Source organism: Flavobacterium sp. PLA-1-15 (assembly GCF_049060005.1).
GTDB lineage: Bacteria > Bacteroidota > Bacteroidia > Flavobacteriales > Flavobacteriaceae > Flavobacterium.
In genome coordinates this window covers 17,116-32,366 of sequence record NZ_JBMGQS010000030.1, presented here as the reverse complement: position 1 = coordinate 32,366, position 15,251 = coordinate 17,116, and the positions used below count along the sequence as shown (strand labels likewise).

The following is a 15,251-nucleotide window of genomic DNA, read 5'->3' as shown; positions in this document are numbered from 1 at the left end:
GATTGAAGATTGAAGATTGAAGATTGAAGATTGAAGATTGAAGATTGAAGATTGAAGATTGAAGATTGAAGATTGAATTTTCGGGTATCTAAATTAGGGAAATATGTTGAACATAAGGATGGTTGTTGGAATAGTAGTTTTGGTTTCTTCGGGGGTTTTTTCGCAGGAAACTGAAATGCATTGCGGAGTAAAAGTTATAAAAAACGCCACAGAGTATGCCTTCAATTTAAAAGACTCGGTAAAGTCTGCTCGCTTTTTTTATTCGTATGTTAAGGAGGGACTAGGTAAGGACGAAAGGGGGAGGGTTATTATAAGAAATTTTAATAGACAACCTTTTTATGTTGAGTTTGACCCTTATGGAATGCTTAAAAAGCAAATACTTTTTTCAGGAAAAGCCGATTTTGCAGATGCTCCGGTTGATTCAAGTAAAGCGGAGTTTTATGAATTTGACAATAATAATAAAGATAGAACTTCAAAATACAATTTTAAAATAAAAAAAGAACAAGTTTATCCTGTATATATAGAAGATAAGATTGATATAAATTATACTGTTAAGATAACTCACCCCGATGTGTTCATATTTAAACACATATACAGTTATATATATAATGACAAGGGCAGTATAATTAAAGATTTTTCTTACACAATTAGTGATGATAAAACAGGAGAGATTACAGATAAGGATTTACATATCCTTAAGGTTTATGAATATGATGATAAAGATAGATTAATCAAGCAAAGCCTTTTTGCTGGACAGTATGGTAGAGAATTAGGCAATTTTACGAAAATGTCTTCTACGATAGGTCTTTGCGACGATGCACATCTGAGCTACAAATATGATGATAGGGACAGGGTTATAGAAACGAGCTTGAACTGCGGGACTACGGTTGTGCAAAAGGACGAGTATATCTATCATCCCGATAAGAATTTTGTGGCTACGATCAAGCGTTTTATGATCGACCCTTCCATGGGGGGCTATTATAGGCAGAATACAATACTGTATTACAACGAGCAGGGTGATATGATTGAGATTAACCATATCAATAATCCTAGGGAGAGCTGGGACAAGCAACCAGAATATACTACCACCTGGGATGGAGGTCCCCTGACGATGAAGTACGACTATGAGTATGACCGCCACAACAACTGGATTAAATGCAGGATGTATCTGGAAGAGAATAAGGACGAACCGACAATTATGGCGGAAAGGGTTATTGAGTATTATGGGAAAGAATAAAAAAAGCCTCAATCACTTGAGGCCTTTTTGTTATGAAAACATTGGTTTGTATTTTGGCCAGTTGTCAACGATAATCCAGAGGTTGATGAGGAAAAATGGTCCGGCGATGGCGAGCCCTTCGGGCATGAAGACTGCATTGTGGATGATGATTCCAATTGTTATGGGGAGGATGACGATGGCTCCCAAAGCTCTTGTTTTTGGGATGATGAAGAGCAGACCGCCGAGTAGTTCGATAAAGGCGATCAGCGGCATGAGCCATACGAGGGTTCCGAAGGCTTCGTAGAGCTTGATCATTTCGGGTGTTAGTTCGGGCATCGGCATGTAATGGAAGAACTTGTCGAGGCCAGCGTTGATGAACATGAGACCGAAAAGGGTACAGAGGATTGTTTTTACGATTTTCATTTTATAATTTTTTAAGTTGTTGGTTAGTGCTAATTTAAAAAATTATGGGATTGGTTTTTGAAAAATAAAATCGTTGTCTTATTACCATGGATTTACCACGGATTATAAATAATCTGAAACAAAAAAGCTTCCCATTTCTGGAAAGCTTTTGTTTTATTTTTTCTCTTCTTCTTCTTTTTTCGAAGCGGGTTGGTCGTCCTCTCCTTTGGATGCATTTTTGAATTCCTTGATACCACTTCCTAGTCCTTTCATCAATTCTGGAATTTTTTTACCTCCGAACAATAATAAAACCACCGCAATTATCAGAATCCATTCCATTCCTCCTAATCTTCCCATAATATATAAATTTATGCTTTCGCGAATTTGTAAAAATATGGCGCAAAGATAAACAGAAATTCGTTTTGGTTTGATTGACAGCGCAATTATTTATCGTTAAAGAACGTTAAAGGTGGGATTGTGAGCGGAATTTCTACCAAAAAACCACCAATAATTGATGATTTGGCAATCCCGAAAATGCTTTAAATTGCTATATTTGTTGCATAAACCCCTATAGATGTCAGTGAAAAAACGCAAAAGGCAGGTCATCAAGAAGAAATTGTTCACCAAGAACCGATTGGTTATCTTGAACGAGGATACTTTTGAGGAGATTTTTTCGCTGAAACTGACGTTGATGAACGTGTTTGTGGTGGCTACCCTTGGCGCGATCATCATTATTTTTGTGACTACTTTTATCATTGCCTTTACGCCATTGCGCGAATATATTCCGGGTTATTCGTCTTCCAAACTGAAAAAGGAAGCTACTGAATTGGCACTGAAATCCGACTCTCTGGAACAGGCGCTTCATAAGAATGAGGCTTATATTGCTTCCATCCGAAAAGTATTGACGGGCGATGTAGATTATGCACATCTGAGCAAGGATTCGATCAAGGCAGGGAACAGCGACGACCTTACGAAACTGAACCTTACGGCAACGGAAGACGAGAAAAAACTTCGCCAGGAAGTGGAGCAGGAGGATAAATACAATTTGTTTGAACAGGCAAAACCAAAAGTGGGGACCGTGCTTTTTGCTCCTGTAAAAGGCCATATCACGGAAGGATATAGCGCAAAGAACAAGCATTATGCCGTGGATATTGCCTTGGCAAAAAACACGCCGATAAAATCGGTTGCGAATGGAACGGTAATTTTCGCAGATTGGACGCCAACGAATGGAAACGTGGTGATTTTGCGCCATAACGATGGATTGCTTTCGGTTTACAAACATTGTGAGTCGCTGACGGTTGACCAAGGCGATACGGTGCGAACCGGCGAGGTGATTGCCGTTGCGGGTTCAACCGGTGAACAATCGACGGGGATTCATCTGCATTTTGAACTTTGGAAGGAAGGATATCCGATAGACCCTACACAATTTATAGCTTTTGAATGATATGGAATGGACAGAAAATGTACTTCAGATTAGCTTGTTAACAAGTGGCATATTTGCTTTGGCAGGTATTGTCCAATATGTTTTTCGACCAAAAGAAATCAACAGTTTGTATGGTTACAGAACTAAAAGTTCGATGGCGAGTGAGGAGCGATGGCACTTTGCCCAAAGATATTCAGCTTTAAAAATGATAACAGTAGGGGTATTCTTCATACTGATTTCGATGATTACTCTTTTGATAGAATTGAATGAGGTTGTGCAGCTTATCGTGCAAATTGTATTGTTGACGGTGGGTATCGCCTATCTTTTTTATGCAACCGAAAAAGCCTTGAAAACGAGATTTCCTAAAAATTAAACGATGTCATTAAAATCCATAGCCGCCAAGATATTTGCAAAAAAAATATACAATAAAACTCAGAAATGGGCGAACGATCCTGTTGCGACCCAGCAAAAAGTATTCAAGGATTTGATGCGTGAAGCGAAAGACACACAGTTTGGCAAGGATCATCAGTTTGATGCCATAAAAACCTATGAAGATTTTGCCAAAAATGTTCCCGTAAGGGATTATGAAGGTTTGAAAAGCTATGTTGACAAGGTGGTAAAAGGGGAGGAAAACGTACTGTGGAAAGGTAAACCACTTTATTTTGCAAAGACATCGGGAACTACTTCAGGAGCAAAATATATTCCGCTTACGAAAGAATCGATGCCGTTTCATATCCAGGCGGCCCGAAACGCCATCTTGCATTACATCCACGAAACAGGCAATGCCGATTTTGTTTCCGGAAAGATGATTTTCCTGCAGGGAAGTCCGATTTTGGAAGAAAAGCATGGTATTCAATTCGGGAGATTATCGGGAATTGTGGCACATTTTGTTCCGAAATATTTGCAGAAAAACAGGATGCCGAGTTGGGAAACGAATTGTATCGAAGATTGGGAAACCAAGGTAGATGCTATTGTGGAGGAAACCATCAACGAGGATATGGCGGTTATTTCTGGAATTCCGTCGTGGGTGCAGATGTATTTTGAAAAGCTCAAAGAAAAAGCGAGCAAACCTGTCGGCGAAATCTTTAAAAATTTTAATCTGTTTATTTATGGAGGAGTGAATTATGAACCGTATCGGGCGAAATTTGAAAACCTTATCGGAAGGAAAGTAGATTCGATTGAGCTTTTTCCGGCTTCGGAAGGGTTTTTTGCCTATCAGGATTCGCAAAAAGAGAAAGGGATGTTGTTAATTTTGAAGGCGGGCATCTTTTATGAATTTATAAAATCAGAGGAATTTTTCGGCGAAAGCCCAAGAAGATATACAATTGGCGAAGTAGAATTGGGCGTGAATTATGTGCTGATTATTTCGACCAATGCCGGACTTTGGGGCTATAATATTGGCGACACCGTTCAATTTACGTCGTTGAAACCGTATCGTGTGATTGTTTCAGGTAGAATCAAGCATTATATTTCGGCTTTTGGCGAGCACGTGATTGGAAAGGAAGTCGAGGAAGCGTTGAAAGAAGCGATGGAAGGAACGAATATCCGTGTAAACGAATTTACGGTTGCGCCACAAATTACACCGAAAGAAGGATTGCCGTATCACGAATGGTTTATTGAATTTGACACCGAAGCTTCGGAAGAACCGGACAACTTAGAGCATTTTGCGGAAGCGATTGATGATGCGATGCGCAAACAGAATGTATATTACGATGATTTGATTGTAGGGAAGGTGTTGCGAAAACTTGTAGTGACGAAAGTTTCGAAAAATGGCTTTCAAGAGTATATGAAATCGATTGGGAAATTGGGGGGACAGAATAAGATTCCGAGGTTGAGCAACGACCGAAAAATTGTGGATGAATTAGGCAAAAGATGAAAGAAAAAAGAAGCAAGAGGCAAGAGAAAAGATATTTACTGGTGTTTCTTTTGATGGGATTTTTTGGTTTTTCGCAAACCATAGGAGTCGTGAAAGACAGCCTTACCAATCAACCGATTCCGTATGTGAGTGTTTGGGTAGAAAATGAAACCATCGGAACGACGGCGGAAGAAAACGGAGAGTTCATCATCAATACCGATGATAAGAGCAAAAATTTGGTATTTTCGGTGTTGGGATATGAGCGGAAAGTATTAAAAGTTTCAGAATCGGCATCGGTATTTTTATCGCCTTCGGCTTTGGAGCTGGGCGGTGTTACCATCACCAATAAAAAAGAAAAACGACAGGTTGAAATCGGTAAAACCAAGAGCATAATCCAGGAAGCTTTTGACAACGGACCAAGGATGGATGCAAAGTTTTTCCCGTACCAAAAAGAATATGCAAAAACAAAGTGGATCCAGAAAGTAACCATCCTGACTGATAGCAAAGTGGAAAATGCAACCATAAAATTGCATTTGTATGAAGTGGATGAAAACGGCTTTCCTGGAGAAGAATTATTGAGCAAGGATTATATCGTGACGTTGCGAAAAGGGATTTTCAAGCACAAGGTAGACATTAGTGAATTTAATATCCAAATGCCGAAAAATGGCATCTTTGTGGCGTTTGAGAAGTTGATTATTGCAAAGAACAAACTCGAGAAAACCATCACCGATTATAACTCAAACACCACAAAAACACAGATTACCTATTCGCCATTGGTGCTTTATAATTCGGTAGAAAAGGATTATTTATTCAGTTATTCTGGTGGAAGGTGGATCAAATTGACCAAAGAGGAATTGAATGCCTATTCGACAACAAGAAGCGTTTATGAACCAAATATTAACTTAATACTTACAGATTAATAATCTAATAAATGTGTAAGTAACAGCCTTGATTTAACGAAATAAAAATAAAAAACCTACATTTGTCGGTTAGAAAATAAAAAGAATGAAAGAAATCAAAAACATTTCGCGCTCAAGAGCGCAAGAGTCTTCAGCAGCTATTGAAAGACTGTACATTACCATGAGGCATTTATTCAACAGAGGTTTTTATAAGCCAATGGGTATTTCAGGAGAAACTTTGAGAGAAGCATTATTGCAACTCCGACCAGAAATTTATGGCAGCATTGCCGATGAAAAAGTAGAATTAAACGGACTTCTATATGTTATAGAAAGGCTTCCTGTAGGAATTGAGGAATGCCGTTTTATCAACCTGACTTCAGACGAGGGCTATTCAAAATCACATTTCCAAGCTATTGTTCCTCCAAAGAGAAAGCGTAACTGCTACCGTATTGATGAGGAGCAAATGAATGTGGAAATAACAAGAGGCCGTTCGGATATTTATGATATCTTGACGCACTTGACGTTTATTTTTATCGAATCGCACAAAATCAAGGACAGGGTTCTACTTGACGATATTGAAGTGGAACTGACTAGGGACTGGGAGAAGCTAGAACAGGCAGTGCTTCAGAATAAAAAATTACCCTTAAAGGAAAAAGAGATTGCTATTTCGCATGCAGCAAATGTATTGGGAAGAAGTTTTGCTGAGGTTTTAGACATTTACGACAACTTCGGGACGACCGAAAAACCTGACCGTTTCTTGCACGTAGTGTATTGGTTGGGTAAATTGGCGATTGATGAAATTGTAAACAACAATAAGCGTACGATTACTTTCAGTCCGATTTTGAGAGAACGTTTAGGACATCACATACACGGAGAAATTTGGGCAACCAGCATCAAGGAAGTATTGAAGGAAAATAATCTTTTGGAACGTCCGATACATATCATCAGTGCGAACATGCACAGTGTGATGAATTCGATTTTTGCACCGCATGTTTTGGGCTCAAAATACAAATCGAAAGAAGAGTATGTTATTTATGAAGATTTGAGTGCATCTGGAAACAAGGAACTTCGCACGAAAGTAGAAGAGTTTGCAAAACTGCACGGAATGATTGAAATGCCGGACCAATCGGGAACCAATATTGATGTTCAGATTTTTGATTCGGCCAAATTCGATTTCAAGAAAACAGCTTTCCCGAAGGCACAAATTGGTGAAAATGCTCCAGTAATCATTGTAATGGACTACGCTTTTGGAGAGCAGGCTTTTGAAACCATCGATGAATTATTGAAACCTTATAAAGACGGAAAAACCAAAATTTTCCTCAATGTGGAGTCAGTTTCAATCATGGGGAAAGCCGGAATCCTAGAAGGAGGAAAGGGCGATATCATGATTCCGTCGGCACACATCAACGAAGGAACGGCAGATAATTATCCGTTTGATAACGAGCTGACCAAGGAAATGTTTGACGGAAACGGAATTCCTGTTTTTGCTGGTCCGATGGTTACGGTTTTGGGAACATCACTTCAAAATAAAGATTTGCTGAAATTCTTCCACGAATCTACCTGGGAGGTTATTGGATTGGAGATGGAAGGAGCTTACTATCAAAAAGCCATCCAATCGGCATCAAAAATTAGAAAAAGTATTCCACAGAATGTAAAGGTTCGTTATGCGTATTATGCTTCGGACAATCCTTTGGAAACGGGAAGCACCTTGGCTTCGGGCGGATTAGGAACAACAGGTGTAAAGCCAACCTATTTGATTACCATTAAGATATTAGAACAAATTTTTAACGTAAAATAATTAGTTACAATGAGTACTACCCCAAATAATGTTTCAGACAATCAGGAAGTAGATTTGTCGAAGATTTTGAGTAGAATTGGTACAAGGTTTCAAGCCTTTGTTTTCAACACCATCCGATTTTTTATAAAAAATGCTATTGTAATATTTATTCTCTTTGTTTTAGGCGTTGGGATTGGTTATTTTTTTGACAGCAAAGAGAAATTCTATAATCATGAGCTAATAGTTATTCCGAATTTTTCAAGTACAGATTATTTGTATAGTAAAGTTGATTTGATCAATTCAAAAATAAATGAGCGAGATACGCTCTTTTTGCAATCGTTAGGATTAAAATATCCTAAAAATATTTCTAAGTTAAAAATAGAACCCATCGTGGATCCTTATAATTTCATAAGAGATAGTGAGGAGAATTTTGATTTGATAAAATTAATGTCAGAAGATGGTAGTATAGATAAAGTTTTAAAAGATAGGATTACAAGTAAAAATTATATGTATCATGTTATTACTTTTTCAACCAAGGGAAAGATTACTAAAGCCAATACAATCGATCCGTTGCTTTCAAGTTTCAACAATAGTTCCTATTATAAGATAATTCAAGAAAAAATTATAGAGAATGTTAAACAAAAAATGCAATACAACGAACAAACATTAGGGCAAATAAATGCTTTATTAGACCGGTTCTCTGACAATAAAGGAACAAATAATGTGAATTTGGTTTATTATAATGAAAATACGCAAATTGAAGAGGTTTTACAAACCAAAAATAATCTTATCACGGAGCAGGGAAATAGAAGGCTTGAACTGGTAAACTATGAGAAAATTGTAAAAGATGTTAGTAATATTACCAATATTGAAAAACCATCTTCTAGTAAAATTATTTTCCCCTTCATCCTTGTTTTTATTTATGTAATCGGGAAACTTCTGTTTCTTTTTTATAGAAAAAATCGAGCAATTTTTATCAACAACGACTAATTTAAATTGTTATGAAAGGAATTATTCTAGCAGGAGGTTCGGGAACACGTTTGCATCCATTAACACTGGCGGTTAGCAAGCAATTGATGCCAATTTATGATAAACCGATGATTTATTATCCTTTGTCGTCTTTGATTTGGTCGGGAATTAGAGAGATATTAATTATCTCTACTCCACATGATTTGCCACTTTTTAGACAATTATTAGGCGATGGATCTCGATTGGGTTGCAGATTTGAATATGCTGTTCAGGAGCAGCCAAACGGTTTGGCGGAAGCTTTCATAATCGGAAAAGAATTTATCGGGAATGATAAAGTAGCCTTGGTTTTAGGAGATAATATATTCTACGGAACAGGACTTTCAGATTTACTTCAAGCCAATAATGATCCAGATGGCGGCATCATTTATGCCTATCATGTGCATGATCCAGAACGTTATGGTGTGGTTGATTTTGATGAAAATGGGAAAGTACTTTCTATCGAAGAAAAACCGCTTACGCCAAAATCAAATTATGCCGTTCCGGGAATCTACTTCTACGACAATGATGTGGTTGAAATTGCAGCCAATATAAAACCAAGCAACAGAGGAGAAATTGAAATAACCGATGTTAACAAAGAGTACTTGAGAAGAGGAAAACTAAAAGTCAGTATCTTAGACCGCGGAACCGCTTGGTTTGATACCGGAACATTTAATTCCCTGATGCAGGCTTCACAATTTGTTCAAGTTATTGAAGAGCGACAAGGACTAAAAATTGGTTCGATTGAAGAAGCGGCTTTCAAGATGGGCTTTATCAATGAAGAACAGTTAAGAGAACTGGCCAAACCATTATTAAAAAGCGGTTACGGCAAGCATTTGCTAAGCATTATATAAAATATGAATTTCATACCAACAAAATTAGAGGGATGCTATATCCTAGAGCCAAAAGTTATTTTTGATGAAAGAGGCTATTTTATGGAAAGCTTCAACGAGAAACGTTTTCAAGAAGGAATTGGTCAAGAGATTCATTTTGTGCAGGACAACCAATCCTATTCTTCAAAAGGAGTTTTGAGAGGATTGCATTATCAAACGGGCGAACACGCACAAGCAAAACTGGTTCGAGTTTTATCGGGCGAAGTTTTGGATGTTGCGGTTGATATCCGTCCGGATTCTGAAACTTTTGGAGAATATGTGTCGGTATTGCTTTCGGCAGAAAACCAGAAGCATTTTTTTGTTCCGAGAGGATTCGCACACGGATTTTTGGTATTGAGCGAAACAGCCACGTTTTTCTATAAATGCGATAATTTTTACAATAAGGAATCCGAAGGTGGAATTATCTACAACGATTCAAAAGTAAACATCGATTGGCAATTATCGGGAGAAGAGTTGATAATTTCCGAGAAAGATAGAGTCCAGCCAACGATTGATAACGCCAAAAAAGCATGGTAGTAGTTGTAACTGGAGCTTCAGGACAATTGGGACAATCGCTGCAATTTATTGCACCAAATTATCCTGAAATTACCTTTCATTTTTACAATTCATCGGAATTAAATATCACCGATTTAGAAAAATGCAAAACCATTTTTTCTAAAACGAAACCTGATTTTTGCATTAATACTGCAGCCTACACAGCTGTGGACAAAGCGGAAAGCGAACCTGAAAAAGCCTATTCCATAAACGTTACTGGAGCAGAAAACCTAGCAAAAGTTTGTAAAGAATTTGATACTGTTTTACTCCATATTTCTACTGATTTTGTTTTTGATGGAAATGTTTCAAAGCCTTATACCGAAGAAGATATTCAAAATCCTACAGGTGTTTATGGTCAAACAAAGTTGGATGGGGAAAAAGCCATTCAAAAGCTTTGGGAAAAGCATTTTATCATCAGAACTTCTTGGGTTTATTCGCAATTTGGGAATAATTTCATGAAAACGATGCTGAGGTTGGGAAGCGAAAGGGATTCTCTTTCTGTAGTAAACGACCAAGTTGGAACACCAACAAATGCTGTAGATTTAGCGGAAGCCATAGTGACAATCGCATTAACCTACAACCTACAACCTACAAACGATAACTTAGGAATATTCAACTTCAGCAACGAAGGACAATGTTCTTGGTATGATTTTGCTAAAAAAATATTTGAAATTCATAAAATTAAAATAGATTTACAACCCATTCCAACGAGCAGTTATCCGACACCAGCGAAACGTCCAAATTATAGTGTTTTGGATAAAGGAAAAATAAAAAACATTTTTGGATTGAAAATCAGTAATTGGGAAGAAAGTTTAAAAGAACAAAGTGAATAACAGCACTAAAATATCAATTGTCAGCCCGATTTACAAAGCCGAAAACTTTGTAGATAAATTAGTTTTTGAAATTGAAAAGGCTATAGATATTCTTAATGTTGACTATGAAATTATTCTGGTTGACGATAGAAGCAAAGACAATTCATGGCAAAAAATGAGAGAATTATCTGCGAAGAATACGAAAGTAAAAAGCGTCAGATTAAGCAGAAATTTTGGGCAACATCCTGCTATTATGGCTGGATTAAGTCAAGCAAAAGGCGAGTGGATTGTTGTTATGGATTGTGATTTGCAGGATCAACCAAAGGAAATCGTAAAACTTTATAAAAAAGCGCAGGAAGGATATGAAGTGGTTCAGGCAAGAAGAAAAACTAGAGAAGATAAACTATTAAAAAAATTATCGTCTAAGATTTTCTCCAAAGTCTATGGCTATTTTACGGATACAAAATATGATAATGAAATTGCCAACTTTGGAATTTATCATAAGAGGGTTATCGATTCTATCCTAAAAATTGATGATTATATTAAGTTTTTCCCTCTATTTGTTGAATTTGTCGGGTTTAAATCGACATCCATCGTTGTTGAACATGCGCCAAGAGAATCTGGTACATCAAGTTATAGTTTATCTAAATTAGTAAGTCTGGCTTTTAATACTATAATTTCTTTTTCCAATAAGCCATTAAAGCTTTTCGTAAAGTTTGGAATGATCATTTCCTTCATATCATTTTGCGTTGGTATTTACTACATTTATCAAGCACTGCACCACGAAATAGAAGTTTTAGGATTTACCTCAATAATTGTTTCGATATGGTTTTTATCAGGAGTGATAATCACAACAATTGGTGTCACGGGAATCTATATTGGTAAAATATTTGACCAGACCAAGAACAGACCGGTTTACATTATCGATGAAATAATATGATCAAAACACTTCAATGGGATTCTGACTTTTTTAATTTAAAGGTGGGAGAAATTAGATATGATGACAACTATGAAGAAAAAGATTTTTCTAGTTATGATTTAATATACTTAATTTCAAATGAAGATATGACATTGGATTTGCCTGGATTTGAAAATACTTTTTCAGAAACAAAGGTTACTTTTATCAAAAACATAGAAAACATTACTCCATCTATTGAACCCATTTTTAGATTTGATGAAGTTGAGATCAACAAAGAGCAATTGTATCTATTAGCTTATGAAAGTGGCAAGAATAGTCGATTTTTATTAGATACTAAATTTACAGAAGAGCATTTTAAGAAATTGTACCAGACATGGATTGACAATTCAGTTAATAAAAAATTTGCCGACGATGTTTTAGTCTATTTTGATGAAAATCAGCTTAAGGGATTTGTAACGTATAAAGTAAATAACACAACTGCATCTGTTGGATTAATTGCTGTAGATTCTCAGTTTCAAGGAAAAGGAATTGGTGCAAAATTGCTAATTCATTTAGAGGATTTGCTTTTCAAGCAAGAGATAAAACAACTGACTATTCCCACTCAATTATCAAATATTCAGGCTTGTAATTTTTATTCTAAGCAAGGATACATTATAAAAAACAAAACGGCAATAAAACATTATTGGAAAAATGATACCATTTAACAAACCCTATCTTTCAGGAAAAGAAACATTATACATTGAAGATGCTGTAAAATCTGGAAAAATTTCAGGTAACGGAAAATATACCAAACTGTGTCAAACTTTCTTTGAAGAAAAATTTGGGTTCAAAAAAAGTCTTCTTACAACATCGTGTACAGACGCACTCGAAATGGCGGCTATTCTGATCAATATTCAGCCAGGTGATGAAGTAATTATGCCATCTTATACTTTTGTATCAACTCCAAATGCATTTGTGCTTAGAGGTGCTAAAATTGTATTTGTAGATTCTAGAAAAGATCATCCTAATATGGATGAAACAAAGATTGAGGCTTTAATTACTCCAAAAACAAAAGCTATTGTACCCGTTCATTATGCAGGAGTTGCCTGTAATATGGATGTGATTATGGATATTGCCCACAAGCATAATTTATTTGTAGTTGAGGATGCTGCACAAGCAATAGATAGTTACTATACAGGAAAAGATGGAATTAAGAGAGCATTAGGGTCTATCGGACATCTCGCGGCATTTTCTTTTCATGAAACTAAAAACATCATAGCAGGCGAAGGTGGATTGCTGGCTGTAAACGACGAACAGTTTATTAACAGAGCTGAAATAATTTGGGAAAAAGGAACCAACCGTTCTTCTTTCTTTAGGGGTGAAGTAGATAAATATGGTTGGGTTGATATTGGAAGTTCTTTCCTTCCATCTGAAATAATTGCTGCTTTTTTATGGGCACAATTAGAAAACTTAGAGGAAATACAAAAAGTTAGAAAAGCGCATTGGGAAAATTATAATTCTCGGTTAAGTGATTGGGCAAAAGACAATGAAATTATGATGCCAGAAGTTTCTAATTATGCAACAAATAATGCCCATATGTTTTATTTAGTTTGCAAAAGTTTGGAGCAAAGAACCCAAATTATCGACAAGTTAAAATCTAATGGGATAATGGCAGTTTTTCATTATATAAGTTTACATAGAAGCCCATTTTTTTTACAATCAAATGAAGATAAATTATTACTTGAAACAGATAAATATACGGATTGTTTGGTGCGATTGCCTTTGTTCTTTGAATTGGATACAGAATCCGTTATAACTACTTTACTGAAATAGAAATTAAGTATATATAATCCAGGAGTAATTAAAGGACTTCAAATAAGGAAAAAAGCTATAAATTACTCTTGGACAGAATTTATAGCTTTTTTAGATAAAGAAGTTGTCTAATCAATTAAGAATTTACTCAAAATACATCGGCATTCCTTTGCTCTCGCCTAATTTGACTACAACTATATCATCAATCATTTTGATAGAATTTGAACTTGGCCAAGCAGGCATTGTGGCAATAGAATCTTTTACTTTGTCTAGCTCTTCTCTAGTATTTAAAATAGAATAATCTGCAACATCAGCAACGCTGAAGAAATTTATAATTCTAAAATTATTTCCGTTATCCCAACTGTAAAAAGACCCACCAAAAATTTCGGAATTTTTTAATCGAAGATGATTATGATATTCGTATGGAAAGTAACCATAGAAATATACTTTTTTTTCAGTTAGCGGAAAATTAGGATATTTGCTTAGGATAATTCCGTCTATTTTTTCAGCAATCCTAAGGTCGTGCTTGTATATCTCGTTGGATGAATAAAACAGTTTTGTAATGTAATAAAAATTCACAGTACAAATTAAAATAACAGTGATTCTTGTAAAAGTATACTCAAAAATCTTAAAGTAATTTATCGCATATACAATTAAAAAAGCGTAGACAATATTCGATGTAACATATAATCTTGGAGGGTTATATCCGCTTGTTATAAAGAAAGAAGTGAAAAATGGAAGTAGTAAAATTACAAGTATTGCAGCAGTTCTAATGAAAATTAGTTTTTTATTCAAAACAAAACCGATGATTAGTGCAATACTTGATACCGTAGTAATAATAAATGTTCTTTCACCATAATAAAAATTGCCAATAAGATTGTCACCCCACAGTAAACAAAAATCTAAAAGATGATTATTTGATCCGTTACCGTTAGAAGCAAAAGAGGATAAATAACCATTACTATCCATTGGAGGACAAATAATTTTAACGGAAATAATATATAAAATTACTGAAATTATAACAAGTAAAATTAGGAGTAAAATGTTTTTAATTTCAGTTTTTAAATTAAAATTATCTTTAAATGTATTTTGTAAAATAAGCAAAGCATATATAGTCGGAGGAACTAATATGAATGCCTGATAAATTGATAGAAGAAACGTGATTACTAGTGTAGCTAAGAGAAAATTGAACCACTTCTTTTTAATTTCTTTAGATTCTAATCCTTTTAGAAAAAATTCTATGCTAAAAACCGATAATAAAATTCCAATTGGAGCAATATATGCCATCATTGCAAAAACAACTTGATAAGATATTTGAGGAAATGTTACAAATAAGGCACAAAAAAAATAGGCCGAAATACTTTCTAAATTGAAAATTTTAGCCAATCGTACTCCCGTAAAGCTGTATAAAAGTAAACTAATCAATAAGGTGAAATACTGCAAATGGCCATCAAATAATTCATATAAAATCAAATTTTGCCCCCACCTACCAAACTCTAATCCAAAATCAGAATAAATAGGCGTTTCATTGTCAATCGTTAAAGTGAAATTTGTAAGAGCAAATCCATAAGTCAATAACGCAACAGCTAAAGAAAATAATAGTAATTTATAGTTTTTAATGTGATCTGAATTGTTCAAATATTGCATACGTTTTGGGAGATTACTAATGTTAAAAATAATTTTGTAAATGAATTAAATTATCAGTTAATTTGCAACAAAAAAGAA

16 protein-coding genes are annotated in these 15,251 nt (G+C 35.5%); 13 read left to right on the top strand and 3 right to left on the bottom strand.

The window, feature by feature from the left end; all coding sequences use genetic code 11:
* The first annotated feature begins 103 nt into the window (after positions 1-103).
* A complete protein-coding gene (locus ACI6PS_RS14125; protein ID WP_421013220.1) occupies positions 104-1,237 on the top strand; it encodes a hypothetical protein in 1,134 nt (377 codons plus the stop codon).
* Between the two features lie 30 nt (positions 1,238-1,267).
* On the opposite strand, the gene ACI6PS_RS14120 is transcribed toward ACI6PS_RS14125, so the two are convergent.
* Both ACI6PS_RS14120 and tatA read right to left on the bottom strand, forming a co-directional pair.
* Complete coding sequence (locus tag ACI6PS_RS14120; protein WP_421013219.1) at positions 1,268-1,639, bottom strand: DoxX family membrane protein; 372 nt, start codon at positions 1,637-1,639, stop codon at positions 1,268-1,270.
* A 153-nt stretch (positions 1,640-1,792) separates the two neighbouring features.
* Positions 1,793-1,975 (bottom strand): twin-arginine translocase TatA/TatE family subunit, encoded by a 183-nt coding sequence (gene tatA, locus ACI6PS_RS14115; RefSeq protein WP_421013218.1) that lies wholly within the window; start codon positions 1,973-1,975, stop codon positions 1,793-1,795.
* A 217-nt stretch (positions 1,976-2,192) separates the two neighbouring features.
* On the opposite strand from tatA, the gene ACI6PS_RS14110 reads away from it, so the two are divergent.
* The 12 genes from ACI6PS_RS14110 to rffA all read left to right on the top strand — a co-directional run bounded on the left by ACI6PS_RS14110 (position 2,193) and on the right by rffA (position 13,547).
* The gene (locus tag ACI6PS_RS14110) at positions 2,193-3,062 is read left to right on the top strand and encodes a M23 family metallopeptidase (protein ID WP_421013217.1); all 870 of its coding nucleotides are present in this window, start codon (positions 2,193-2,195) and stop codon (positions 3,060-3,062) included.
* A gap of 1 nt (position 3,063) precedes the next feature.
* Complete coding sequence (locus ACI6PS_RS14105; protein ID WP_421013216.1) at positions 3,064-3,414, top strand: SdpI family protein; 351 nt, start codon at positions 3,064-3,066, stop codon at positions 3,412-3,414.
* A 3-nt stretch (positions 3,415-3,417) separates the two neighbouring features.
* Positions 3,418-4,917, top strand: coding sequence for a GH3 auxin-responsive promoter family protein (locus ACI6PS_RS14100; protein ID WP_421013215.1), 1,500 nt, complete (start codon positions 3,418-3,420; stop codon positions 4,915-4,917).
* Entirely contained in the window at positions 4,914-5,816 is a 903-nt protein-coding gene (locus tag ACI6PS_RS14095; RefSeq protein WP_421013214.1) for a carboxypeptidase-like regulatory domain-containing protein, read from the top strand. The genes ACI6PS_RS14100 and ACI6PS_RS14095 overlap by 4 nt, the downstream gene beginning before the upstream one ends.
* Positions 5,817-5,901: 85 nt before the next feature.
* Positions 5,902-7,593, top strand: coding sequence for a DUF6909 family protein (locus ACI6PS_RS14090; RefSeq protein WP_421013213.1), 1,692 nt, complete (start codon positions 5,902-5,904; stop codon positions 7,591-7,593).
* Between the two features lie 66 nt (positions 7,594-7,659).
* Positions 7,660-8,562, top strand: coding sequence for a hypothetical protein (locus ACI6PS_RS14085; RefSeq protein WP_421013212.1), 903 nt, complete (start codon positions 7,660-7,662; stop codon positions 8,560-8,562).
* Between the two features lie 11 nt (positions 8,563-8,573).
* Positions 8,574-9,431 carry a glucose-1-phosphate thymidylyltransferase RfbA gene (rfbA, locus tag ACI6PS_RS14080; protein WP_421013211.1) on the top strand — a complete coding sequence of 286 codons (858 nt, stop codon included), beginning with the start codon at positions 8,574-8,576 and terminating at the stop codon, positions 9,429-9,431.
* A gap of 3 nt (positions 9,432-9,434) precedes the next feature.
* Positions 9,435-9,986 carry a dTDP-4-dehydrorhamnose 3,5-epimerase gene (rfbC, locus tag ACI6PS_RS14075; RefSeq protein WP_421013210.1) on the top strand — a complete coding sequence of 184 codons (552 nt, stop codon included), beginning with the start codon at positions 9,435-9,437 and terminating at the stop codon, positions 9,984-9,986.
* Positions 9,980-10,837: a dTDP-4-dehydrorhamnose reductase gene (rfbD, locus tag ACI6PS_RS14070; RefSeq protein WP_421013209.1), complete on the top strand. Its 858-nt coding sequence runs from the start codon at positions 9,980-9,982 to the stop codon at positions 10,835-10,837. Before rfbC ends, rfbD begins: the two co-directional genes overlap by 7 nt.
* Positions 10,830-11,756, top strand: coding sequence for a glycosyltransferase family 2 protein (locus ACI6PS_RS14065; RefSeq protein ID WP_421013208.1), 927 nt, complete (start codon positions 10,830-10,832; stop codon positions 11,754-11,756). The genes rfbD and ACI6PS_RS14065 overlap by 8 nt, the downstream gene beginning before the upstream one ends.
* Positions 11,753-12,439, top strand: a complete 687-nt coding sequence (locus ACI6PS_RS14060) for a GNAT family N-acetyltransferase (protein WP_421013207.1) — start codon at positions 11,753-11,755, stop codon at positions 12,437-12,439. Before ACI6PS_RS14065 ends, ACI6PS_RS14060 begins: the two co-directional genes overlap by 4 nt.
* Positions 12,426-13,547 (top strand): dTDP-4-amino-4,6-dideoxygalactose transaminase, encoded by a 1,122-nt coding sequence (gene rffA / locus ACI6PS_RS14055; RefSeq protein WP_421013206.1) that lies wholly within the window; start codon positions 12,426-12,428, stop codon positions 13,545-13,547. The genes ACI6PS_RS14060 and rffA overlap by 14 nt, the downstream gene beginning before the upstream one ends.
* Before the next feature lie 123 nt (positions 13,548-13,670).
* Here the strand turns inward: rffA and ACI6PS_RS14050 are convergent, their stop codons facing one another.
* Entirely contained in the window at positions 13,671-15,164 is a 1,494-nt protein-coding gene (locus ACI6PS_RS14050) for a glucosyltransferase domain-containing protein (protein WP_421013205.1), read from the bottom strand.
* Positions 15,165-15,251 lie beyond the last annotated feature (87 nt).

Excerpts from the sequence above, each read along its gene's own strand:
- ACI6PS_RS14100 (WP_421013215.1), top strand. The coding sequence starts at position 3,418 with ATGTCATTAAAATCCATAGCCGCCAAGATATTTGCAAAAAAAATATAC.
- ACI6PS_RS14105 (WP_421013216.1), top strand. The coding sequence starts at position 3,064 with ATGGAATGGACAGAAAATGTACTTCAGATTAGCTTGTTAACAAGTGGC.
- ACI6PS_RS14110 (WP_421013217.1), top strand. The coding sequence starts at position 2,193 with ATGTCAGTGAAAAAACGCAAAAGGCAGGTCATCAAGAAGAAATTGTTC.
- ACI6PS_RS14125 (WP_421013220.1), top strand. The coding sequence starts at position 104 with ATGTTGAACATAAGGATGGTTGTTGGAATAGTAGTTTTGGTTTCTTCG.
- rfbC (WP_421013210.1), top strand. The coding sequence starts at position 9,435 with ATGAATTTCATACCAACAAAATTAGAGGGATGCTATATCCTAGAGCCA.
- rfbD (WP_421013209.1), top strand. The coding sequence starts at position 9,980 with ATGGTAGTAGTTGTAACTGGAGCTTCAGGACAATTGGGACAATCGCTG.
- ACI6PS_RS14090 (WP_421013213.1), top strand. The coding sequence starts at position 5,902 with ATGAAAGAAATCAAAAACATTTCGCGCTCAAGAGCGCAAGAGTCTTCA.
- ACI6PS_RS14095 (WP_421013214.1), top strand. The coding sequence starts at position 4,914 with ATGAAAGAAAAAAGAAGCAAGAGGCAAGAGAAAAGATATTTACTGGTG.
- rffA (WP_421013206.1), top strand. The coding sequence starts at position 12,426 with ATGATACCATTTAACAAACCCTATCTTTCAGGAAAAGAAACATTATAC.
- ACI6PS_RS14120 (WP_421013219.1), bottom strand. The coding sequence starts at position 1,639 with ATGAAAATCGTAAAAACAATCCTCTGTACCCTTTTCGGTCTCATGTTC.
- ACI6PS_RS14060 (WP_421013207.1), top strand. The coding sequence starts at position 11,753 with ATGATCAAAACACTTCAATGGGATTCTGACTTTTTTAATTTAAAGGTG.
- tatA (WP_421013218.1), bottom strand. The coding sequence starts at position 1,975 with ATGGGAAGATTAGGAGGAATGGAATGGATTCTGATAATTGCGGTGGTT.
- rfbA (WP_421013211.1), top strand. The coding sequence starts at position 8,574 with ATGAAAGGAATTATTCTAGCAGGAGGTTCGGGAACACGTTTGCATCCA.